The sequence below is a fragment of the Enterococcus sp. AZ040 genome (assembly GCF_050499185.1).
GTDB classification, from domain to species: domain Bacteria; phylum Bacillota; class Bacilli; order Lactobacillales; family Enterococcaceae; genus Enterococcus_D; species Enterococcus_D entomosocium.
Genome location: NZ_JBMHEW010000001.1, coordinates 682501 through 706006, shown reverse-complemented (window position 1 = coordinate 706006; position 23506 = coordinate 682501). Strand labels below are relative to the sequence as shown.

The 23506-nt window shown below is 43.9% G+C and carries 21 protein-coding genes, 3 tRNA genes, 2 rRNA genes and 1 other annotated feature (2 of these 27 running past the window's edge); of the genes, 6 read left to right on the top strand and 20 right to left on the bottom strand.

Annotated elements, in window-relative coordinates; genetic code table 11:
* Positions 1-112, bottom strand: a binding site (T-box leader); it reaches 123 nt to the left of the window's first position.
* A 57-nt stretch (positions 113-169) separates the two neighbouring features.
* The 5 genes from tpx to ezrA form a co-directional block, all read right to left on the bottom strand.
* The gene (gene tpx / locus IGK63_RS03245; RefSeq protein ID WP_008377033.1) at positions 170-661 is read right to left on the bottom strand and encodes a thiol peroxidase; all 492 of its coding nucleotides are present in this window, start codon (positions 659-661) and stop codon (positions 170-172) included.
* Between the two features lie 65 nt (positions 662-726).
* Positions 727-1380, bottom strand: a complete 654-nt coding sequence (locus IGK63_RS03240; protein WP_016611691.1) for a redox-sensing transcriptional repressor Rex — start codon at positions 1378-1380, stop codon at positions 727-729.
* Positions 1381-1533: 153 nt separating this feature from the next.
* Positions 1534-2742 carry a tRNA uracil 4-sulfurtransferase ThiI gene (gene thiI, locus IGK63_RS03235; protein WP_034872406.1) on the bottom strand — a complete coding sequence of 403 codons (1209 nt, stop codon included), beginning with the start codon at positions 2740-2742 and terminating at the stop codon, positions 1534-1536.
* 47 nt (positions 2743-2789) lie between these two features.
* Positions 2790-3932: a cysteine desulfurase family protein gene (locus tag IGK63_RS03230; RefSeq protein ID WP_034872411.1), complete on the bottom strand. Its 1143-nt coding sequence runs from the start codon at positions 3930-3932 to the stop codon at positions 2790-2792.
* Between the two features lie 186 nt (positions 3933-4118).
* Entirely contained in the window at positions 4119-5840 is a 1722-nt protein-coding gene (gene ezrA, locus IGK63_RS03225; protein WP_016611694.1) for a septation ring formation regulator EzrA, read from the bottom strand.
* Positions 5841-6198: 358 nt separating this feature from the next.
* Between ezrA and IGK63_RS03220 the strand changes: the two genes are divergently transcribed.
* Entirely contained in the window at positions 6199-7548 is a 1350-nt protein-coding gene (locus tag IGK63_RS03220) for an aspartate kinase (protein WP_016611695.1), read from the top strand.
* A 71-nt stretch (positions 7549-7619) separates the two neighbouring features.
* On the opposite strand, the gene IGK63_RS03215 is transcribed toward IGK63_RS03220, so the two are convergent.
* From IGK63_RS03215 to IGK63_RS03205, 3 genes are all read right to left on the bottom strand, one after another.
* Positions 7620-8150, bottom strand: a complete 531-nt coding sequence (locus tag IGK63_RS03215; protein ID WP_016611696.1) for a hypothetical protein — start codon at positions 8148-8150, stop codon at positions 7620-7622.
* 103 nt (positions 8151-8253) lie between these two features.
* Positions 8254-9114, bottom strand: coding sequence for a Cof-type HAD-IIB family hydrolase (locus IGK63_RS03210; protein WP_016611697.1), 861 nt, complete (start codon positions 9112-9114; stop codon positions 8254-8256).
* Between the two features lie 8 nt (positions 9115-9122).
* Complete coding sequence (locus IGK63_RS03205; protein ID WP_008377017.1) at positions 9123-9953, bottom strand: DUF72 domain-containing protein; 831 nt, start codon at positions 9951-9953, stop codon at positions 9123-9125.
* A gap of 88 nt (positions 9954-10041) precedes the next feature.
* Here IGK63_RS03205 and IGK63_RS03200 point away from each other — a divergent pair, with 88 nt between their 5' ends.
* Positions 10042-11010, top strand: a complete 969-nt coding sequence (locus IGK63_RS03200) for an asparaginase (RefSeq protein WP_005237533.1) — start codon at positions 10042-10044, stop codon at positions 11008-11010.
* 50 nt (positions 11011-11060) lie between these two features.
* On the opposite strand, the gene IGK63_RS03195 is transcribed toward IGK63_RS03200, so the two are convergent.
* The 6 genes from IGK63_RS03195 to IGK63_RS03170 form a co-directional block, all read right to left on the bottom strand.
* The gene (locus tag IGK63_RS03195; RefSeq protein ID WP_016611698.1) at positions 11061-11819 is read right to left on the bottom strand and encodes an acyl-ACP thioesterase domain-containing protein; all 759 of its coding nucleotides are present in this window, start codon (positions 11817-11819) and stop codon (positions 11061-11063) included.
* Between the two features lie 15 nt (positions 11820-11834).
* The gene (locus IGK63_RS03190; protein WP_429972432.1) at positions 11835-12665 is read right to left on the bottom strand and encodes a fructosamine kinase family protein; all 831 of its coding nucleotides are present in this window, start codon (positions 12663-12665) and stop codon (positions 11835-11837) included.
* Between the two features lie 16 nt (positions 12666-12681).
* Positions 12682-13461, bottom strand: coding sequence for a tyrosine-protein phosphatase (locus tag IGK63_RS03185; RefSeq protein ID WP_016611700.1), 780 nt, complete (start codon positions 13459-13461; stop codon positions 12682-12684).
* A gap of 158 nt (positions 13462-13619) precedes the next feature.
* Positions 13620-15008 (bottom strand): L-cystine transporter, encoded by a 1389-nt coding sequence (locus IGK63_RS03180; RefSeq protein ID WP_010747447.1) that lies wholly within the window; start codon positions 15006-15008, stop codon positions 13620-13622.
* Positions 15009-15352: 344 nt separating this feature from the next.
* Entirely contained in the window at positions 15353-16681 is a 1329-nt protein-coding gene (locus IGK63_RS03175; RefSeq protein WP_016611701.1) for an aminopeptidase C, read from the bottom strand.
* Between the two features lie 119 nt (positions 16682-16800).
* The gene (locus IGK63_RS03170; RefSeq protein ID WP_008377006.1) at positions 16801-17817 is read right to left on the bottom strand and encodes an acyltransferase family protein; all 1017 of its coding nucleotides are present in this window, start codon (positions 17815-17817) and stop codon (positions 16801-16803) included.
* A gap of 164 nt (positions 17818-17981) precedes the next feature.
* Here IGK63_RS03170 and IGK63_RS03165 point away from each other — a divergent pair, with 164 nt between their 5' ends.
* Positions 17982-18371: a GntR family transcriptional regulator gene (locus tag IGK63_RS03165; RefSeq protein WP_005237540.1), complete on the top strand. Its 390-nt coding sequence runs from the start codon at positions 17982-17984 to the stop codon at positions 18369-18371.
* The gene (locus IGK63_RS03160; RefSeq protein WP_008377002.1) at positions 18368-19756 is read left to right on the top strand and encodes a hypothetical protein; all 1389 of its coding nucleotides are present in this window, start codon (positions 18368-18370) and stop codon (positions 19754-19756) included. Before IGK63_RS03165 ends, IGK63_RS03160 begins: the two co-directional genes overlap by 4 nt.
* A 114-nt stretch (positions 19757-19870) precedes the next feature.
* Here the strand turns inward: IGK63_RS03160 and IGK63_RS03155 are convergent.
* Positions 19871-19944 (bottom strand) — tRNA-Asn (locus IGK63_RS03155).
* A gap of 194 nt (positions 19945-20138) precedes the next feature.
* Between IGK63_RS03155 and IGK63_RS03150 the strand changes: the two genes are divergently transcribed.
* A tRNA-Thr gene (locus IGK63_RS03150) sits at positions 20139-20211 on the top strand.
* Between the two features lie 691 nt (positions 20212-20902).
* Here the strand turns inward: IGK63_RS03150 and IGK63_RS03145 are convergent.
* Positions 20903-21337 carry a universal stress protein gene (locus IGK63_RS03145; protein WP_005237544.1) on the bottom strand — a complete coding sequence of 145 codons (435 nt, stop codon included), beginning with the start codon at positions 21335-21337 and terminating at the stop codon, positions 20903-20905.
* Positions 21338-21728: 391 nt separating this feature from the next.
* On the opposite strand from IGK63_RS03145, the gene IGK63_RS03140 reads away from it, so the two are divergent.
* A complete protein-coding gene (locus IGK63_RS03140; RefSeq protein WP_008376995.1) occupies positions 21729-22085 on the top strand; it encodes an iron-sulfur cluster biosynthesis family protein in 357 nt (118 codons plus the stop codon).
* Positions 22086-22133: 48 nt separating this feature from the next.
* Here the strand turns inward: IGK63_RS03140 and IGK63_RS03135 are convergent, their stop codons facing one another.
* The 4 genes from IGK63_RS03135 to IGK63_RS03120 all read right to left on the bottom strand — a co-directional run.
* A complete protein-coding gene (locus IGK63_RS03135) occupies positions 22134-22784 on the bottom strand; it encodes an HAD hydrolase-like protein (RefSeq protein ID WP_034872409.1) in 651 nt (216 codons plus the stop codon).
* Positions 22785-22952: 168 nt separating this feature from the next.
* Positions 22953-23026 (bottom strand) — tRNA-Asn (locus IGK63_RS03130).
* An 11-nt stretch (positions 23027-23037) separates the two neighbouring features.
* Positions 23038-23153, bottom strand: a 5S ribosomal RNA gene (gene rrf, locus IGK63_RS03125).
* Between the two features lie 81 nt (positions 23154-23234).
* Positions 23235-23506: ribosomal RNA gene (locus tag IGK63_RS03120) — 23S ribosomal RNA — on the bottom strand (it continues 2643 nt past the right edge of the window).

The following is a 23506-nucleotide window of genomic DNA, read 5'->3' as shown; positions in this document are numbered from 1 at the left end:
TTCGGATCAAAGACCTTCAAGCTACCTTTTCAGTGTCTGGGGAAGTCTTGCACCGACCGACTTCTCTCTGACCGCCAGGGTCACTGATACTCCTCTTGAACATTGTCTTGCCATCATAGATTCTTGTTTCATCTTGCTACATTCTACAATGAACTTTTTTGAAAGTCAATCAGAGGTTTGCTTTCGCTGCATCGATGGCTGCTTGATAATCCGGTTCGTGGGAGATCTCAGGCACGATCTCAACATGTTGAATCACGCCTTCACGGTCCAAAACGAAAATTGCTCGGGCAAAATGACCGAAGTCTGGGATCATGATTTGATAGGCCTCACCGAAGGTATTCGCCGGATCATGAAGCATGATCATGTCGACGCCTTCTTGGCCGCACCATTGTGCTTGTTCTTCTTTTGTATTGTTAGAGATCGTTACAAAATTTATATCATCCAATTGACTTGCTTCTTGGTTGAAACGCTTGGTCTGCAACGCACAGACACGTGTCACGATATCGGGAACAACGCTGATGATCGTTGGTTTTCCTAAAAAATCAGTCAGTGTATATTCCTTGTCCTCTAAACTTTTCAAGCGAAAATCAGCTGCTTTATCCCCTACTTTTGGTTGGTTGCCGGGCATCTCATAAACCGTTTCTTTGCGTGTAACTTGCATAACATCTCTCCTATAGCATTTTCTCCCAGTATAAGAAAGATTGTCAAAAAACGAAAAGGATTTGCTCAGACTTTCGATTTTTGCGAGTAGGTCGTATCAAAAAAAATCAATGTTTGCAATTCTGTCGTCAAATCAATGTATTGGATATTGACGTCCTTTGGCACGATGACGGGATCAGGGGCAAAATTTAAAATCGCTGTGATCCCAGCATCCACGATCGCATCGATCGCCATTTGTGAATAACGGCTAGGAACGGTCGAAATCGCTACTGTGATCCCTTTTTCTGCTACGACTCCCACCAATTGGTCCATTCCATAGACATAACGTCCACTAATGGTCTGGCCAATTATTTCTGGATCATTGTCAAAAACCGCGATGACGGAAAGATTTTCATTTCTGCGAAAATTGTTGTTAGCTAACGCTTTTCCTAAATTTCCATAACCAATCAAGGCAATTTTTTTCTCCTCATTGGTTTCTAAAATATAGCTCAAAACCTCAATCAAGTAAGGAACATCATAACCATACCCACTTCTGCCTAATTCTCCTAAATGAGAAAAATCTCGGCGGATCGTGGCTGAAGGAACTTGCGTGATTTCTGCAAACTCTTTTGATTTGATTCGCTGAATACCAGAGGCATCCAGTAATTTTAAATGTCGTAAATAAGCTGGCAAACGTTTTGCCGTTGCTTTTGGAAGTTTTTTATCTCTTAGTGCTTCCATCCTGTCCACCCTCCTTGTTAAATGATTCACATATTGAGTGTAGCATGTTCCATTTTCAATAGCAAGAAAATATTCACAAACTCTCTCATACGATGAAAAACGACCACAAATGTTCCATAACAGTTGTGGTCGTAGTTTAAAAAAGAGAGTTTATTATAAGAATTCAGCGAATTCAGTTGCTGCTTTTTCTTGATTTGCCGTGATTACTTCCAGTTTCAACCCAGCCATCGCCCGTTCCATCATCCCTTCGATATCGAGACGCTCTTCATATTGGTGTACCTTATCCAGTCTTGGGCGCGTCTTTGGTTGAGGAGGTGCAAAGATTGTGCAGCAATCCTCAAAGGGCTGAACCGATAACTCAAAGGTATCAATGGCTTCGGCAACTTCAATGATCTCCAATTTGTCCATCGTTGCCACTGGGCGCACGATTGGCGTATTGGTTACTTCATTGATGGCGACCATGCTATGCAAAGTTTGTGAAGCGACTTGTCCTAATGATTCGCCGTTTAAGATGATTAAACCGTGACGAGCCTCACGAATCGCATCTGTCAAACGCAGCATCATCCGACGGGTGATGGTCATCCAATAGCCTTGCGGCACACGGTTTTTGATTTCTTCTTGGATTTCCGTAAACGGAACTTCGATAAATTGGATGCTTCCCACATAAGGAGCAAGCTTCTTCGTTAAATCTTTGGCTTTTTGTAATGCTTGTTCACTCGTATAAGGAGGACTTGCAAAATGGACTGCTTCGATCTCAACACCGCGTTTCATGGCAAAGTAGCCTGCAACGGGCGAATCGATACCACCAGAAAGCATCAACATTCCCTTACCGCTGGTGCCAACGGGTAAGCCGGCTGCTCCTTGGATCGTTTCATAGGACAGATAGGCGCCATCGATCCGTATTTCCACCCGCAGATTGATGTCTGGTTTTTTCATTTGGACTTTGATATCAGGAAAACGGTCGATCACCGCATTACCTAAGGTCAAATTCAACTGGTTGCTATCTTGCACAAACGAGTGATCGCTGCGCTTAGCTGTGATTTTGAAGGTCTCAACACCGGTGTAGATCTCTGCCATAACGTCTTGAACGGCTTTCTTTAATAACTCAATGTCTTTTTCAACCCGAATACTAGGGGAAAAGTTTTGAATCCCAAAGACTTTTTGCAGCTTAGGAATGATCTCTTGGCTGTTTTCACCGTTCAATAGCAAGTGCATGCGATCTCGCTCGGCATGAACTTTGACATGGGGATAATCGGCTAAGGTACGTTTGACGTTTGAAGCTAATTGCATAATAAAACTACGACGATTTTTGCCCTTTGTTGACAGTTCGCCGTAACGAACCATGATTTCTGAATAATTCACGAGAAAACTCCTTTGATTTGGATTGATTTTATAGTGCTATGTCGTGCTTAATTGATTTTCGAAAATTTTTGGTACAACTGGTGGAAGACGATTAGAAACTGCTCGACTTCTGCCATTGTATTGCTCTCATCTAAACTGATACGAACAGCGGATGTCGCTAACTGTTCCGGAACGTGCATCGCATGAAGCGTACTGCTGGCCATCTTTTTACGAGAGGAACAAGCGCTCGTCGTCGAAAGATAGATCTGCTTTTCTTCAAATGCATGGACTAAGACTTCTCCTCTGATCCCTTTTAATGAGAAACAAAGTATATGTGGCGCAAACCCTTCAGTGCCAGAAAAAAGCGTGACTTTCTCATAGCCAGCCAGTGCTTCTTGCAAATAGCCTTTTAATAATTGAACATGGTTCGGCTTTTCAGCCTTGTGTTCCGTCGCTAAACGCAGGGCTTTTGCCATGGCAACGATTGCTGGTACATTTTCGGTACCGCTGCGCTGGTTTTGCTCTTGCCCACCGCCAGTCATCAATGGCGCCAACTTACGACCTTGTTTCCAATAGATAAATCCGGCGCCACGAGGTCCGTGAAATTTATGTGCAGAGAACACGGCAAAATCGACTCGCTCATTGAACCATTGCTCTTGCGGGACCTTTGTGATGGCTTGGACGGCATCTACATGGAAATGGATCGTTGGGTAGTCCGCCAACACGGTTGCGATCTCATGGATCGGTTGAATCGATCCTACCTCATTATTGACCGCCATCACCGAAACCAAAATCGTTTCTTTGCGAATCATGTTTGCTAATTCTGACACGTTGACAAAGCCTTGAGCATCAACAGGGACCACACTGACCTCAAATCCTAATTCGGCTAATTGAGCCGCTGTTTCACTGACGGCAGGGTGTTCAATACTGGAAATAATCAGGTGATTCCCATAGGCTTTTTTCGCTAAAGCAGTCCCTTTGATGACCCAGTTGTCTCCTTCGGTCCCCCCACTGGTAAATGCGATCTCTTTGGAAGAAACGTTTAACAGATCGGCGATCTGCTGACGTGATTGCTGTAGCAGGCGATTGGCTTGATTTCCTAAATCATGCAGGCTTGAGGGATTGCCGATGATTCGCTGACTGACTTGGACATATGTATTTAAAGCTTGTGGATAAATAGCGGTTGTTGCACTGTTGTCAAAATAGATCAATGATAGGACCCTTTCTCTAAAAAAATTCTTTCCCATTATAACTGCTCTTGGGCTGAGTTTCAAGGTGACTCGCTGGCTTTGGCTTTATTTAAAGGAAACTTTCCCTTCCTTCGTAAGCGTTAATCATGCAGCGAGCCATTCTTTCCATGAAAAAAGCCAGTCAGTTTTTCACTGCTGGCTTTCGTATTATACTAAGTCGCGGTTATTGAAGTAGAAGTTTTCGATCCTTTTGAAGGCACCTGGTTCTACTCGTTCCAACGCTGTGCCGATTTCATCTAGCGCATCTTGATAGCGATATTCTTTACTGAACAAGTAAAGTGATTTGTCGATCGCTGCCTTGATATCTGGATGAGAATGACGATAACGGTTGGCATATTGCATCATTTGCTCAGTCAATGCCGCAGCATCCACCAAGTCTTTCGTTTGTTCATCTAAAAGATCAAGATCTTCTTCACAGACAGAAACCAATTTATTGATTTCTTGCATGTTGATGCGAATCTTGTTCAATTCTTTGCCTAGTTCTTCCACCCGATCTGTTGCCACGAAGAAGAATTCTAAGTACTCACCTGGCAAACCAGGTAAGCGTTGCTTCTCAACAAACCGCTTCAAGTTGCGTAGACGGAATTCGAAGCTTTCCACTTTTTCTTGTGCAACTTTTTCGCCACGACGTAATTCCGCAAGGGAATCATCGATTTCGACTTGCTGGCTTTCCACATCATCCAAAATCTTGTAGGCATCTTTGTAGAAGCTTTGCACTTCTGAATAAGGAATTTCGTGCTTTTCTAATTGTGGTAGGTACTCGTTATTGCGACGAGCCAATTCGTCGACTTCCGTTTGGAAACCACGGACGCGACCTAATTCATTATGATTCAATGTATAGCTTTGTGCCGTATGATCCAACTCGATCAACAACTGACGGTTGTTCTTCGTTGCGTGGTCAATATAGTCTTCAATGATTTGGCGATTTTTCATGACATATTTCTTGGCATTGATCTCACGTTCCATCACCGTATACAAGGCATCGATATCACTTGCAGTATCACGACTTGCCACTTCAACGGAAGCGACTTCTGTTTTCGCTAGATCGTTCATGGAGTTTTCAACTCGTTTTTTCACACGGTTGATTTCTTCTTGGAAGTTTGCTTCTGGGAACACATATTTTTGTTCTAATAATTTTTTGTAGCCATCTTGGATTTCTTTCAACTGATCTGGGAAGGTACGGTTTAATTCTTCGTAGGCCGCTGGGATCCGTTTCATTAAGTCTTCTACTTCATAGGTGTGTTTTTCTGCTTGGTCTAACACTTCCCGTGCTTCCACAGGATCGCCTGAAGTATTTAAGGTAACAAATTGGGTGAACTCAATTTCAATGTTTTTGATTTGTTTTTGCAGCTCATTGTAAGCAGGACCGAATTCTTCGCCTTGATCCCGTAACTTCTTCTTCAAGTCTTCGTAAACGTCCAACGCTTTTTGGACTTCCAGTGAATTTCGTTCTTCACTTTCTCGTAATTCTTTCAAGCCGGCGCGAATCTCTTCTACTTGGCGTTCCATCTCATCCATGGTCGCTTCCGCTTGAACGATCGCCCCTTTTGCTTTGAAAAAGCGGATGCGTTCGTTTAGTTCTTCCACTTCAAAGATTTGACTCTCAAGTTCAGCAAAAGATTTTGTGGAGATATCTGTCCATTGTTGGTTCCACTCACGAAAGGTATTTTGACTTTGACCAACCAAGTGCATTCTTTTTACTTCATCGACTTCTTCGATCACCGGTAAGTCAAACAGATTTTCTTTGCGTTTTTCCAAGTCATTTAGCTTTTCTTGGTTTTTCTTCCGCATGAAAAAGCCAATTGCATACAAGACCGCTGCGATGATGATGATGGCAATGACAATTCCAAAGATGATATTAGTTCCCATTTTGTGGTTCCTCCAATTTTCAAATATACATGTTTCGTCTAAAATCTGCTGATCAGCAGATTGATTGATAAGTTCATTGAGTATAAAAAGGACAGACAGTCCCTTTATAAAAAAGCATCTACGCTAGATTATAGCATAAAGAAAAAAATCAAGCATTAGATTGAGGCAAAAAAGATCGACTTTTTTCGCATCGAATAAAATCATTCACGGCTTTTCCATCGATAATGAAAACAAATCGTGAAATTTACATCAACAAGTGACTTTTTTTCTGATTTTTCCGATTTTTTTCAAGAAACCGCTTGATTTCTCCCTATTGAAACTGTACTCTAGTAAAAAGCTTGAACAGGAGTAATGTCAAATGAAAGTAGCGAAATTCGGAGGCAGTTCCCTTGCCTCAGCCGAACAAGTCGAAAAAGTTGTTGCGATAATTGAAAGTGATCCTAAAAGACGGTTTGTTGTTGTTTCAGCGCCTGGTAAGCGTTCCAGCGACGATCAGAAAGTCACCGATCTGTTACTAGCAGTCTGTACCCGTCTGTCTGCCCAAGAAGAAATCACTGATTTAATCGAAGAAATCTATGCCCGCTATACAGCGATCGCCGCCCCCTTTGGTATCGAACAAGTTCATTTAGACCGCATCTGGCAATCATTGGCGGCTTTTCAAACACTGCCTACTCAAGACAATCCGCATCTTTATGATACGGTTTTGGCAAGCGGCGAAGACAACAATGCCAAATTGATCGCAGGGATTTTACAAAGCCGTGGATTAGCTGCTCGCTACATGAATCCGCAAGAACTTGGGTTGTTAGTGACGGATGAACCCCAAAACGCCCGTATCTTGAACAAGTCGTATGCCAAGATCGCACAATGGCGCGATAGTCCTGAAATCTTAGTGATTCCTGGCTTCTTTGGTTACACAGAAGCCGGCGAAATCTGTACCTTCTCTCGAGGGGGATCAGATATTTCTGGTGCCATCGTGGCGGCTGGTCTGCAAGTAGAATTGTACGAAAACTTTACCGATGTCGATGGGATTTTTTCTGCTCATCCAGGCTACGTTCATCATCCAGAGTCCATCAAAGAAGTAACTTACCGAGAAATGCGGGAGCTGTCTTATGCCGGCTTTACTGTTTTGCACGATGAGGCGTTGATGCCTTCATACCATGCGAAAATTCCCGTGGTGATCAAAAACACCAATAATCCAAGTCATCCAGGTACCTTGATCACCAACCAAAGAGACAATTTGGATCAGCCGGTGATCGGCGTTGCCAGTGACGAAGGCTTTTGTATGATCTATATCCGCAAATACTTGATGAACCGCGAAGTTGGGTTCACGTTACGGGTCTTAGAGATTTTCCGAGAATTTGATTTAAATTATGAACACATGCCTTCAGGAATCGATGATATCTCGATCATTATGCGCTCCAACCAGTTGAATCCAGTATTGGAAGAAGAACTGCTGCGCAAGATCGCCTACGAGATAGATCCCGATGAACTGCGAATGACCCACGATCTATCCATGGTCGTCGTCGTTGGTGAAGGGATGCGTCAAAGAGTCGGGATCACTGCCGACAGTACCGCTGCCCTTGCGCGAAAAAATATCAACTTAGAGATGATCAACCAGGGGTCCTCTGAGGTCAGCATCATGTTCGGCATCCACAAAGAACAAGAAAAAGCCGCTGTCAGAACCCTTTACTACACTTTCTTTGATTAAACCAAACGTGCCAGTTGCACCACTCCTTTTGCTGATAAGCAATCGGAACGGGCAACTGGCACGTTTCTTTATTATTCTGACGATTCTTGGGCTTGCGCTTGTTTTTGTGCCAATTGGCGTTTGATTTCTGCCTTGATTCGCGGTTCAGGAGCAAACCATTCTTCCCAATCGCTAGGCTTCATGACTTTGTGGGTCTCAGGATCATAATGGGGCTGCCCATCTGGGAAAAGTTTCCCCATATTGGCTTCATGAACGATAGCCAGGATCGGCGCTGGATCGACCCCTACCAGTGAAAAAGAGCCATAGGTAAAATACAGCAGATCACAGAGCGCATCGACTTGTTCCACTAGGGAATCACTGACAGGCTGTTGTTTGGCAGCCAGCTTGGCTTGGGCTTGATCGATTGCTTGATGCAAATGCTCCAGGCCTGATTGGAAGGTCTCTTCGTCATTGTTGCTGGCAGCATAAAGGAACTCAACTAATTCTTCAATTTTAAAACCAGCACGAAACTGGGCTTTTTCCGCTGAAAAAGCTTGTGGATATGGCGGTCGTGTTGGATCAAAGGTTTTATGAAACTCTTCCGTCATTTCAAATGGACTCATTTCTCTCGCTTCTTTCTGCTTTTTCTAATGGTTCTGTTTCATGGTTCTGCGCTGTCTCCTACGTTGCTTCATGGATTGGCTACACCTTGTTTATTTTTTTAATTCAATCCCTTGCTTGGGCATCCTCGGCAATGATCCCAAAATGGATCAAGGCTTTCTTGATGCCGTCATGATCGTTGGTGTCCGTCACAAAGTCAGCACTGGCTTTGGTGATGGGCTGGGCATTGCCCATCGCAACCCCGATCCCCACACCTTCTAACATTTCCACATCATTAAAATGATCCCCAAAGGCCATCGCTTCTTCCATCGCGATCCCTTCATAGGCCAAAAATTCTTTGATCCCTTTGATTTTCGAACCGTTTTTCGGCACGATATCAACAGAATAGGCATTGGATCGCTTAAAATCACATTGCGGCAGCTTGGAGCGTAATTTTTCGCGCTCTGATTCAGGGCTCAGCATAATGCACTGATAGATTGGCTCTCGTAAAATGTCCAATGATTCATAACGTTTGGCGTTGCGATTGGGACTGAAGCGCTGCAAGACTTTCTTTAAAAAGCCGACGGGAAATTTTTTCGGTACATAGCGCAAATAGCGCTGCATGACGGGTGATTGGCTTAAACGGATCGTCAAGCTGCCAGCCACTTGCGTTTCTCCGCCAAACATGACTTGACGATAATTTTCATCGGCGTATTCTACGATCGCTTCCAGCGTTTGTTTTGGAAAAGGTTTGGCATAAATCAAGGTTTCCTTCGTGTAAACATATTGGCCGTTATAGGTGATAAACATGTCTAACGACAAGTAATCGATCACCTTCTCTAAATCAACCGGACCACGTCCGGTGGCAATGCCGCAGAGGACGCCATTGGCTTGGGCTTGTTTGATGGCTTCACGGGTACTGGCAAGCGCCTTGCCGTTACTGGCAATCAGTGTGCCATCAATATCAAAAAAGATTGCTTTTATCATATGACTCCTCAAAATAATTTCAACTGATTAGGATTTAATGCTTCGTAATCGATCTGCAGCGCATCGATCAATGCGCGAGCATTGTCAGCGGCGTCACGACCGGCATTATTATTGAAGACCACTGCGACTTCTTTGGCATTGGCTTCGATGGCTTGAATCGCTTGTTTTAACTCCGTTAGTTCGGCTTGGTCATAGCGATACAAGGTCCGCAGATTTTTGGCATCTGGCCCCGTCGCTGTCCAGCCGCTGTCATTGCGTCCATGAAAACGGCACAGGACAAACGCAGGATTGGTCACGGTTGGATCAAGGGGAATCGTGGTCGATAGCTTTTTCGGCTGATCAACGACTACTAAGGAAAACTGTTTTCGCTTCATATAATCGATCATTCCCGGATACAGTTTCGGCTGATACCAGCTGCTGTCTCTCAGCTCAATCGCCACTGGGTAACCCGCAAACCATTCTCGCACTTGATCTAAATAGGCGACATTTTCTTTCGTACATTTAAAGCTGTTGGGAAATTGCGCCAATAGGCAAAACAGTTTGCCCGCTTCTACCATTGGCGCGATCGCTTCTTTATAAAGCTGCAGCGCTTCGGTCATGGTCAACTGATCTGGCAAATCCCCTTGGGTGGTCACACTTTGATGGACTTTCAACACAAAGCGGAAATTTTCGGGAATCTGGGTCAACCAATTGCGCACGTCTTTTTCTTTTGGCAAAAAATGATAGGTGGTATCCAGCTCAACTAACGGAAAATAACGGGCATACTCAAATAATTTCGAGTTTTTTCTTTGCACGAGACTGCCATGTTCACTAAATGTGGTACAACCAATTCGAATCATTTTTTCCCATCGCTCCTTGTTTTCTTATTTTAATAGTATACAATAGTTTTGAGTTAAGAGTAAATAAATCATTGCAGGTGATGAAAAAATGAAACGAATTCTCGTGTTGCACACTGGCGGCACCATCGCCATGAAAGAAGATACCCTGACAGGCGGCGTCAGCCCCGATGTCAGCAATCCGCTGATGGATGCACCGATCCACATTGATGACGATGTTGAATTGATCGTCGAAGACATTTTTAATATTCCCAGTCCTCATATGACGCCAAAAGAAATGCTGCAGCTGAAAGAACGTATCCAGCTGGCGCATTTAAGCGGTGTCGATGGGGTCGTGATCACTCACGGAACCGATACGCTGGAAGAAACGGCCTTCTTTTTAGATACCACGATCGGCGGTCAGTTACCGATCGTGGTGACTGGTGCCATGCGCTCAAGTAATGAAATCGGCAGTGACGGGCTTTATAACTTTGAAAGTGCGATTCGGGTCGCCAAGTCCCCCGATGCCATAGGAAAAGGTGTCTTAGTCGTCATGAACGATGAGATCCATTCCGCACGTTATGTTACGAAAACCCACACCACCAATATTGCGACGTTCCGCACCCCGACATTAGGTCCGATCGGCTTAGTCACAAAGCACCGAATCTTGTTTATGCAAGAGCTGTTAAATAACCGCCATTTGGATGTTGATCGTGTCGATGGTTTGTTTCCGATCGTCAAAGCCTATGCTGGGATGACCGGGGAATTGTTCGATGCTTTAGCCGACTCGCTGATCGATGGACTAGTGATCGAAGCTTTAGGCGCTGGCAATCTGCCGCCTCAAACCATTGAGCCTTTGAAAAAACTGATCGCTAGAAACATTCCGGTCGTCTTAGTTTCTCGCTGCTTCAACGGAGTTGCCGAGCCGGTCTATGACTACTTAGGCGGTGGGATCGAATTGCAAGCTCTTGGGGTGATTTTCTGCAATAGCATCAATAGCCAAAAAGCCCGCATCAAATTGTTGATAGCGAAAAACCGTGGATTGACCATGGATGAGCTACCTGATTTCATGGAGAATTGACCAAACAAAAACCCTTTTGCCATTCCGTTAACGGAGGCAAAAGGGTTGTTTTATTTTTCTCGCCAAGTAAACACGGCTTCGCAGTAAGTATCCTCACCGATCTTGATCTCGTGGATCGTTTGCAGCGGCACAGCCTCGCCGGCTTCATCGATTGTCTTTTCATTGATTTGAAAATGGCTTTCGATCAAATGGCCGTAAGCAACTTCCCGATCAAAGCGGATCGTCACTTGTGTCACTTCATGTTTTGTTAAAAACTCATAGCCTAAGACGTCCATCAGCCAATTGAAATACATGGCGTTGTTGACATGCTGATTGCTATCGATATCGTAGAAACGCACCCGATACGGCAAAAATTGTCCTTGTGTGATAGGGGTGATCTTCGGATAGCGTTTGATTCGCTTAATTTTTTCACTGCCAAAAGGCACCACGATCTCATCCGGAACACTGCTGACTTTGCGCGTCTCCGGGTCCATCAACGCAAAAACCGCTTCGATTTTGACCAATTCCGTTCCGTCTTCTGCCAATAACCAAAAGTAACGGTAGCAGAAAAACTTATTGTATTCTCTCGCCTGGGTCGCCACTTGGATCTGCTCCCCTACGCGCGGCAAACGAGTTACCGTTATGTGATAGCTGGTAATGATCCAGGTCAAGCCATAACTAGCGATGACTTCCGGTCCGCGGTTTAACGTCGCACTTTGTTCTTCTGATGTCTTGATGGCGATGCCTAGCATGGCTGGAAACGTCATCGTTTGGTTGACATCACATTCATAATACGCCACTTCATGCGTGGTTTGATACTTTGCTGCCATAGTTCTAATTGCCTCCTAAAAACGACTCAATATTTCATCGACAGTTGGTCCATAACTTTCGCCAAATTGATTCAAATGGACCAATAAATAATACAATTGATACACTGGCAGTCGCTCTTGCCAATTCTCATCTAATGGATAGACTTCTTGATAGCCTTCCAAAAATTCCTGACGAAAACCGCCGAAAAGCTGGGACATCGCAATATCCATTTCTCGATCCCCATAGGCGACTGCCGGATCAAGAAACACTGGTTCTCCTTGTTGATCGAACAGCACATTCCCCCGCCAAAAATCACCGTGTAATAAAGCAGGTGTGACGCTGCGATCACGCCAATTCTCATGCAAAAATTCTTTCAAACGCAGATAAGCGGCTTCCCGTTTGGCATGCCAGTGATTACCCAGCTTCGCTAATTCGACTTGCACATCCAAACGGCAGACTGTGTAAAAATCAAGCCAATCGGTGGTTTTCGGATTGACTTGCGGCAAAAAGCCGATGTAATTGTCTTCGTAAAAACCAAAAGACTCCTGCGTCTGCTGATGAAGCCGAGCCAAGCATTGGCCTAAGCGCCGCTGCTGTCCTTCCCCACTATCGATCCATTCCATCAATAAAAATGCCCCCTCTTCGGTCTGACCGAGGTGTTCGATTTTTGGCACCCGCACGAAAGGGGCTAATTCAGCTAAGCCGTTGATTTCTGCTTGAAAGAACATCGATGAAACATGAGGATGGGTCTTTAAAAAATAGCGATTTTCTCCTGTAGTGAACCGATACGTTTGATTGACATCCCCACCACTGATGGGCGTCAGCGAGCCGGTCATCCCGATTGCTGCGAACAATGCTTCCTCCATACGGATCTCCCTTTCTTTACTCAGTCAGTTGGGCAGTCAAGTACGCTTGTTCCTCTTTCGTCACCCCTAGTCCTTGCAGAAGATACTGATCGACCGAACCGAAATGCTGATCGATTGCAGCCAAACTTTCCTCAAGAAAACTCTCTTTGGCACTCATCAAAACCGTGATCGCCGTTAAAAGCTCTTGCGGCAAATGCTGGGTCATTGGGGCAAATTTTTCTTTTAGCATTGGGGCTAGATAGCGATTGGTCGCTAAATAATCTTCTTTGATCGTCGCTGGTGCCACCGCCAACACATGCAGCAATAAAAAGGCGCCAAAGCCTGTGCGATCTTTGCCGGCGGTACAGTGGAACAAGGTTGCTCCTTCGCCTTCCGCATTGTCGATCACATGATCAAAGAACTGCCGATATTGTTGGCGGGCATAGTCGCTTTCAACAAAGTGACGGTAGACTTTTTTCATCTGCTCTTCGGCATCTTCCCCATCTTCCAAGCGCTGCTTCAAGCTTTCTGGCGACAAGGAAACCATCGTTTCGTCTTCTTTGAAAATAGGTAAAAAAAGCTGCTTTGCTGTGGCGATCGGTCGATCAGGCTGTGCATTGGCTTCAGCGATGGAGCGAAAATCAATGACCTGATTGACCCCATAGTTTGCCAGTACTGCTTGATCTGAAGCAGTCAATTCATTGATCGCCGCACTGCGGATCAATTTTTTTCGTTTGATCGTCGTGCCGTTTATCGTTTGATAGCCGCCAAGTTCTCTGACGTTTGCTGCTCGTTCTAGTTGAATCAATTGTGTCATTGCTTATCCCTCCCGCGATGTTCTAGTTAAAAGTATAGCAGAAACTTCGCTATTAAGGGCACTGAAACCTAGATTTTTCTATGAGCTGAGCTTTAACGGACAAAAAAAAGAAAGACCACACGCAGTCTTTCTTTGCTTTCGCTTGTTAAAAAATGTTTCTATTCGGCTTCGATCACGGCGGCAGAATCATCTAAGATCGAACGATCCAGTTCGTTGATACGGCTGCTGGTCACCATTCCCGCAACCATACTGTCGCTGACATTAACGAGTGTCCGTGCCATATCGATCAATGGTTCAACAGAAATAACTAAGCCTACGATGGCGATCGGCAAGTTCATTGAGCCTAAGACGATCAATGAAGCAAAGGTTGCGCCACCGCCGACACCAGCAACGCCGAATGAGCTGATCGTAACTACTGCAACTAGCAGCAGGATAAACTGCCAATCAAAGACATTGATCCCAACCGTTGGTGCAACGATCGTTGCCAACATCGCTGGATAAACACCCGCACAGCCGTTTTGACCAATCGATAACCCAAAGCTGCCTGCAAAGTTAGCCGTGGCTTCATCAACACCTAACGCTTTGGTTTGGGTTTCGATGTTCAATGGCAAAGCACCCGCACTTGAACGAGAAGTAAAGGCGAAGCTCAAGACTGGAAAGGCCTTTTTGAAATACGTTACTGGATTGACCCGAACAGCGATCAGCAATAATGAATGAACGAGTAAGACCAAAATCAAAGCGGCATAAGAAGCGATGATAAATTTTCCTAAGTTCAAGATGGCTTCAAAATCACTTGAAGCTAATACGTTTGTCATCAATGCCAAAACGCCATAAGGTGTCAGGCGCAAAACTAACGTGACGATACGCATCACGATTTTATATAAGCTGTCCATCAAATTCGCAAAAGTTTCCGCTTCTTTCGGTGATTTGCGTTTGACACCAAGAAAGGCGATCCCAACAAAGGCTGAGAAAATCACGACCCCGATCGTACTTGTCGAACGAGTACCAGCAAAGTCGGCGAAGACATTACTTGGGATGAAAGAAACGATTTGTTGTGGGATCGATAGATCTTGGACTTGTGTCGAACGTTCCGCTAATTCTGCGATCCGCGCTGTTTCCGTTGCTCCTTCGGTAAAGCTGGCACCGTCAAGACCAAAGACCATGACCATCACGATCCCGATCAAGGCAGCGATCGCCGTTGTCCCTAGCAAAGTCGCAAGAACCGTAAAACTGATCTTCTTGATTTTTTCGCTTTCTTTCATCTTGGTGAAAGCACCAACGATCGAAACGAAGATCAAGGGCATGATCAGCATTTGCAAGAGGGCCACATAGCCGCTACCGACCATCGTGATCCAGTCAAGAGCTTGCGTGACAACGTCAGAGCCTGTCCCAAAAATCAGCTGTAGCACACCACCAAAAACGATCCCGACGAACAACGCCGCAAAGACCCGCGTTGAAAACTTCACGTGACGCTTTTGCAATAAGTAGAACCCATAAATAAGGGCAGCAAAAAGTAGAACAACAATAATAGTTAACAGATTTGTCATTTGAATCCTCCTTTTGTTCAATAAACATGACAAAGTCTGTCAGAGGAAGTAAAGGTTCCCAGTGACCATTCTTCAACAGTTCACTCTAATGAGACGTGTGGCATCATTAGTGACTATTCCATTTTAAAGAAGTTTGCTTCATCTTACAATAAATAAGTTCCCACTTTTCTGGGATGGTACCGCTTTTTTGTCAGTAAATAAAAAAAAACCGTTGCCACACTCCCATGCTGCTAGGATTTCTGCTTTCCTAACGGTTGGATTGCGGCAACTGGTTCGTTATTTTTTTATTTCGTCTTTTTGAAAATTTTCAGTAAATATTCAGTCGGCCATTAGAAATTGCTGACTTACGCCAAAGCGCCCATTGGATCCCAAGGTGCTAAGACCGTTGGTTCTGCTTCAAAGGCAGCCAATTGTTCTGCTGTCAGGAATTCTTTGCGAACCACGATTTGATAGGTGTATTCATCCATCCATGCATCGCTCATGACGAAGAAGCCATTCGTTCCGACTTTTTCACCCCAGCTGTTTTCGACTTTCCATTTGGTTGATTCGCCGTCGATCAAGTCAACGCCAGTCAAGACCATCGCATGGGTCATTAAGCTTTCGCCAAAATCTAAGCGTTCTGCTTTGGTCATCGTAAAGTCGATATCAAATAAGTCGTTGATATCATAGGCATCTAATGCCATGATCCCAGTATCTCTGGTAGAAGATTGACCGACATCACAACCGAACCACACGGACTCCCCTTGTTCCAATTGAGCGATCGCTAATTTTTTGAAGGTCGGCATATCGACGTTCAAGTATTTGACTTCTTTGCCGCCAACCACGTTGCCTAGCATTTCTACGGTATACGATTGATTGTAAGGTTTGTCGGCAGTTGGTGCGTTGATGATGCTGACATAATCGTCAAGGTCCACCCCGACATATTTTTCATAAAAGCTTTGTGGTGTTAAGTTGCGATCAATGTGATAGTTTTTGTCTTCATCACGGTATTCAAAAGCAAAGGTTTCTGGCGGTGTGCCTAAAGAAGTCGCTAAGAAACGATAAATGTCTTCCAACATCGCTTCTTTGGCTGTTTGGATGTCTTCAGCTGTTTTGCCTTCAGCCACTAGCTGACGCAAAGCAACCGCATCTTTACGCAGTTTTTTGTTCAAGTAATTGTTTAGGTCACGAGAATTGGAAGAGTTGCTGCTTTCTGGCATGACCGTTTTTGGTACGACACCATATTTTTGGAAAATCGAAACGATCATGTCCCATTGCCCACCATCTTGTTGTGGTGTTTGCAATAAGAAAGCAACTTTGCGACTTGTTAAAGGTTCGTTAGCAGTTGCTAAAATATTTTCATAGAAATAGTTGGCTTTTTCGTATTTGTCCCAAAAGAAGGTATGGTTTTGCGACAATTCAAATTCTTTTAAATTGAAATCATTCAGCATCTTATGACGGAATGTATTCAATGCGGCAAACATCCAGCAGCGGCCTGATTGTTTTTGGTTTGAGACTTTCCCTGTTGTCACATCGACTGAGAAAACCGGCACATTGTTGACTTTTGCTGACACGTTTTCTGCAGAAGCGGTGATCCCATTTTTCACAACACTCCGTTGCAGTGCCGTTTGTTTATTATTTTCTTGATACGCTTGCGCAAAGGCAGCGGTGGTCTTTTTTGAAATTTCTGACATATTTCTTCATCCTTTCACTTTCCGTTCCTTCCATTTTACGCCTCTGCCTCTCAAATAACAACCGCTCCTAGAAAAATGAAAAAATCATCTTTCTAAGAGCGGTTGCTCGTATCAAGGATTTAAAGGGTTAGCATCAAAAGCAAAAAGCCAAGTAAAACAAAGGATAGTCCTCGTTCAAATCGTGCATACAGGAAGCGGATCGGGCGGCTAGCTAGCAAGATCGTCAGTAAAACACTGGCTAACACCAACGTCACAAAGCCTAATACCGACAGATTCAAGTCGGTGATGGCTAATGCCCGCAAGCCCTTGATGAAGATCCCCTGTAAAAGATAGACCAGCAGTGTGTTTTTGCCCCACTTCGTAAAAAATAGGTGCTCTCTGGGCACGAGGCTCAGAAAACCGATGATCCCCATCAGCCCGATCACGAAAAAGACCGCACGCAAGGGACCGCCGAACAACGGATAGCTCAAGTAATCGTCATAAGGCTTGGAACCAAAAACCATGTACTTGTTCATCCCATGAAAAAACGCGATAAAGGTGTAGATGATCGGTAGGAAAAGCAAACTGATGGTTCGAATCTTTGGTTTCAATAAAAAGCGCATCTCATTTTTGGGAAAATAAAACCCGATAATGAAAAACGGCAAAAAGACAAAGGTCCGCTGCAAGGTCAACACTTGATTTAAAAACGGCACGTAGCCAGCAAAGATGCTCAAGCCAATACTCAGCAGGATCGCCTGCTTTTTGGACATTTTTTGAAAGATCAACAGCGAGAGCTGCCAAAAGAACATGCTAAGCAAAAACCAAAGTGCCCATTGCGGATTCAACAGTTGGATTTTTAGCGACTCCCGTAGACCGATCAACCAGTAATAGACGGTGTAAAACACCTGAAAGAAGACATAAGGCAGCAAGAACTTTTTCATCAACTCACGAAGCTTGTGTCCCTTCGTCAACGGTTTGGCAAAGTACCCAGCCAGAAAAACAAAAGCTGGCATGTGGAAAGTGAAGATAAAATAATATAGGTCATGATAAAACTTCTGATCGCCGATAAAAGGCTGCAGCAAGTGACTGAAGACGACCAAGATCATCAGTAAAAATTTTGCATTATCAAAGTAAGCCGTTCTTTGCGATTGGCTCATAAAAAGTTCCTCCTCTAAGTTGTATCTGTCAAAGGATACCTGATCCATGAAACAGAACTGTAACAAGCTATTTACTTTTTTCTAACGATTCTTGTTCATTTGATTACCAGTTGCTATTTTGTATAGTTTGTATTAATATATATAATACAAAGGAGCTGTTTTCGATGATATTTGATATTCAAACCCAAAGCAACCAACCCATCTACCAGCAGTTGCGGGAACAGATCATTGTCGGTATCGCAAAAGGCGATTTGGCCGCTGGCGAATTGCTGCCATCCGTCCGTCAATTAGCCGAAGAGATCGGCATCAATACCATGACGATCTCAAAAGCCTACAATTCCCTCAAAGAAGAAGGCTTGTTAGTCACAGATCGCCGCAAAGGAACCGCCGTTGCCGCGCCACCACCGTTTACTTCCGGACAAGAAGCGGAGTATCGCCAAAACTTACAGCTACAGCTAGCAACCGCTCTCTTACACGGCAAAAGCAAGCAAGCGCTTTTAACGGATGTTCAACAACTTCTGGACCAATTTCCTGAAAGGAATGAATGCAAATGACTTATCTTTTTTTCATTATTGCCCTCGTCCTCTGTGGGACGACCGCATTTGGTTTACGCTTGATCAGTAAACCCCACAAAAATGTTTTACTCGAAAATACCCTTGCCCCTGAGCATCTGGATGATCCTAGCGTCCACAGCTTGATCACAGAATTTCGCAAGCGTATCTTACAAGTCGTTGGTACATTTAGTGTAGCAAGTCTCCTTTTTTTGTTCAATTTATCTGACTCCATCATCCTTACCCTGTTCTGGCTTTATATGGCCGCTTTGCTGGGGACAGCTTACTTGGTGCAAGTACATTACATCGGAAAAATGCGGCAATTGATCCTTACCAATGGATGGGAACTACCCATCGATCCGATTCGGATCGATACGAAACTCGTTCAAACCAAAAATAAGCGGATGCTGCCGTGGTATAGCCTCGTTCCTGCGGGGATTTTGTTGATGATCAGTTTGTACCAAGCATGGCAGTTGCCTGATCTTTCTACAGGATACTTGATGGGCGGTGTCTCCTTAGCAATTTTTGCGCTGTTCCTCTATCTCTGGGTGATCATCAGCCGCTTACCCGTTCGCGGGATCAGCGGTGATTCAGCTATCGACCAGCACATCAATGATTTAACAAAGCGCTATTGGTCCTTATTGATCGCTGTCACTTGTACCATTACACTGCTCTTATTGACTGTCCCGCTGGCGTCCATGTCCGCCACTGGAGCATTCAGTACTATCCTCTTAGTGCTCTTTGTTGTTTTGGTGGTTTTCTTGATCGTCTTTACCTTCTTCTTGTTGCTAGATCTGCGTAAAAAACAAGATCAGCTCTTAGAACCGGCAGCACAACCGCGCTATTATGGCGAAGATGCTTACTGGCGATATGGTTTTTACATCAATCCTAATGATGCGCGACTGTTCGTTCCTGACCGTGTTGGGATGAATATCGGCATCAATTTAGGCAAACGCAGCGGACAAATCGTCGCAGGCATCACCGCGGTCTTCTTACTTGTGTTAATGGTCGGTACCATCATTCCAATGTACCGCTTAGATTTCGCTCCTGATGCGATCACCGGTGAAGTGCAAGGACAAGAAGTCACCTTTGATGCACCAATGACCGGGAAAACAACGGTCTCTTTGGCAGATATAGAAACGGTGGAATTGATCGAAGCTTTGCCATCGCCTCGTGTTCGTACCATGGGTGTAGGAACCGCCAGTTACCAAATCGGTCAGTTTACCGTTGCCGGTGAGCCTGCCAGAATGTTCGTCGACACAAAGGTGACGCCCATTTTAAAAGTCACTACTAACGATGGCCCAATCGTTTTTTACACAAATAAAAAAGCCGCCGAAACGACGGATTTATACGAGGAACTAGTACAGAAGATTTCCTCAGCGGAGTGAGTGTTCTGGAAAAAAACTGGGGAACCCATTATCCCCAGGCTATCCACAACCAACAAAAGAACGGACTCTTTCCAACAAAAAAACGACCTTCAGAAACGAAGGTCGTTTTTGATACTCCGGCAGTAGGACTCGAACCTACGACATCATGATTAACAGTCATGCGCTACTACCAACTGAGCTATGCCGGAAGAATCTATCTGTACTATACCAAATAGTCAGATAATTTAGCAAGAGCAAAAATCAATTTTTTGATCCTTTTTTTCAAGAAAATCCCCTTTTAGAAACTTCCCTTCCCGCAAAGCGTTTTTCTCAAGAAATATCCGAAAATCTCATTGACAAAGTAGCGCCTTTACGGTATTCTATATCTTGTGTTAAATAACACGCCGCTTTAGCTCAGTTGGTAGAGCGCATCCATGGTAAGGATGAGGTCGACGGTTCAAGCCCGTCAAGTGGCTTTGGTAGGACAACGTTTGTCGAACGTTGTCTTTTTTTGTACATCTAATTCCCAATATATAGCGATAATTTCTAAAGTTAACAATTCGTATTGCCTCTAATTACTTGCGATATACAAAAGAAATAAGATCGTAAAACCCAATAGTACGAAAGATACAACGGCTTTCACCATTCTCGCTGCATCTTTAAATTTGAACAAGAGCGTATAAAGATTAATAAAGTAAATGATCGACAGGACTGCTTCTTGCGAATATTCCTTCACTTGGATCAAGCCTAACCATATACTCAGCAAAAGAATCGAAAAAACAACCTAATAGTTTTCTGCAACACGCTTCATTTCATTCTCCTTTCCAATGATAGCCACTTGCAACCAGCTGAATCATGGAAACTCAGTAAATTATCAGCCCCTCTCTCCAATACTTTTCCTACATCCTTTGCTTATTAAAAGTGTAACAAACTTTCTCTTCTAATGGTCAAACTTGTTCAATTTACATAGTTATTCTTTGTTAAAAAGATTAAAATGGTTTTTCAATCGTTACTCACAGCTCAATTTTAGGCACTTCTTTTTTACAACAAAAAACCCGCTCTCCTAAAGCTAAGAGAGCAGATTTTTCAACTAAACTGAATTTTTTTGAAAGGATATGCCTTATGCTGACTTAAAAAATAACATATTTTTCCGTTTAATTTAAATTTTTACTTCACGACCAGCACCGTACATTTCGAATGATTAACGACATAATCGGTGGTTGAGCCCACGACAGCTCGGGTCAATGTGCCTTTACCAGTTGCACCGATAACGATCAAATCAATTGGATACAATTCAGTCGCTGCATGAATGATAAAACGTTTTGGATCACCGACTTCAACGATCACCTCAACATCTTCCACCCCATGTTGATTGGCATCATAGATTTTTTTCAACATATCCGTTTCCACACGTAATTTTTCTTGATCAAAAATTTTCGCAAAAGCATAGGCACTTGTGGATAACTCAGCATTGTTGATAACAGAGAGGACATACAATTTGGCTTTGTTCCTACGGCAAATCGCGAGTGCTTCTTGGAACGCTTTTTCTGACTGATCCGACCCATCTAAGGCTACAAGTACATTTTGAGAATTACGTAACATCCAAATCGCCTCCTTTTCTTTATTTTACCACAAAAAATGGAAGCGTTACAAAAAAGGACGAGGTCTACTCTTAAGAGACCTAAAACTTCCTTTAAGATTTGTGAAGGTCCTTACTTGGTTCCGCAATTATGCAGTAAAATAAGAAGAACAATGATTCGAGGTGAAAGAAATGCGCTCTTTTTTCCATGCTGCAGTCACTGTGCTCTTGTACTTAGGGCTTTTCTTGCTGATAATCGGTATTATCGCCTTTTTCTTGCTAAAACTTTAAGCTTGGTTTGTTGAAAAGCAAGTTGCTGTCACATCCCTAAGAGGAGTGATACACTTGGTTTATCAACAATTATCGAAACGAACAGCTTGCTGCTCACTCGTTTCAAAAAGGAGATCATGCAAAATGGACTTACATATTACCCCTAATGCCGCTGCTCGCTTTCCAGAAGGACACGACTTATATATTCTGACGAGTAATGACGGATCGAACCAATTTTCTTCAGCAGCTGGATGCTGTATGATCGGCGAACGTTTTTTGATCACACCGATCGACGAACCGTTAGACCCATACAATGAGTTAGTCTCAAGCAATCAGTTTACTTTTTTTACATCAACCTATGATCAAATGTTCTTGACTGGTCATCTAATTCTAGATGTTCACCCAACTTCAGGAACCTTGATTTTGAAAAACGAAAGCGGCTATTTGGATACCAATCTTTTATTGGAAGCTTCTCCGCAGTTGAAGCAAACGAATGTGTAACAAAAGAGCTGACAAACGCCTTGTAAGGTGCTTGTCAGCTCTTTTTCTCTATACGGAATGGGAAATCAACGAAAGAAGTTCTTGTGTCTCAGCGGCTAAAGCGATTGCACCAGCATCAAGCAATTCTTCTCGTGACCCAAAACCATATAAAACACCGATTGCCGGTAACTGGTTTTCTTTTGCACCTAAAATATCATGCTCACGGTCGCCGATCATGATGGCTTGCTGCGCTTTTTGCTCCTTTTCGATCTCAGTTAGCGCATAGTGGATAACGGCCGCTTTTTCCCCACGTTTATTCTCAAGATCCGCCCCATAGATTCCTTTGAAATAGCCATCATACTTGAGATGAGTCAGAATCTTTTTTGCAAAAACTTCTGGTTTCGACGTGGCGATATACAAATCGTGATCCTTTGCCAACTCCTGCAATGTTTCTTCAATCAACGGATATGGTTGTACTTGAAACATCCCCGCTTGACGATAATTTTCCCGGTAGAAGGCAACGGCTTGCTGGGCAGCAGCTTCATCTAAGCCCAAGCCACGGAAGGATGCAATCAAAGGTGGCCCCACAAAGCTTCGCAGTATGTCTTGCGCTAATTGCTCTTTTCCCATTTTTTCCATCGCATATTGAATCGATCCATAGATTCCTTCACTCGAATCAATGATCGTTCCATCTAAATCAAAAAGTACTTTCTTTCTCACGCCATCGTCTCCTTTTCTAATAGTATAGAAAAAAACAGCAGGACAAGCAACACTTCTTCCTTTTCGTTCTGATCTCATCTAAATAAAAAAGACGCTGCCCCATCAAAGGCAACGTCTTTATTTTTGTCATTTTATGTAAAAAAAAAGATAGCAGATGCTATCAAGCAACTCCGGCAGTAGGACTCGAACCTACGACATCATGATTAACAGTCATGCGCTACTACCAACTGAGCTATGCCGGAAAAATTGAAATGCGTGGCGACGTCCTACTCTCACAAAGGGAAACCCTTCACTACAATCGGCGCTAAGAAGCTTAACTTCTGTGTTCGGCATGGTTACAGGTGTATCCTTCTTGCTATCGCCACCACACTATTCAATTGAGTAAGTGTTGCTCACTCAAAACTGGATCGAAGAAATCAAAACGCTACGAGTTTACGTGCTTTTTTCTTTTTGGTTAAGTCCTCGATCGATTAGTATCAGTCCGCTCCAACCATCACTGGCCTTCCACTTCTGACCTATCTACCTGATCATCTCTCAGGGATCTTACTTTCTTAAAGAAATGGGAAATCTCATCTTGAGGTGGGCTTCACACTTAGATGCTTTCAGCGTTTATCCCTTCCCTACATAGCTACCCAGCGATGCCTCTGGCGAGACAACTGGTACACCAGCGGTAAGTCCATCCCGGTCCTCTCGTACTAAGGACAGCTCCTCTCAAATTTCCA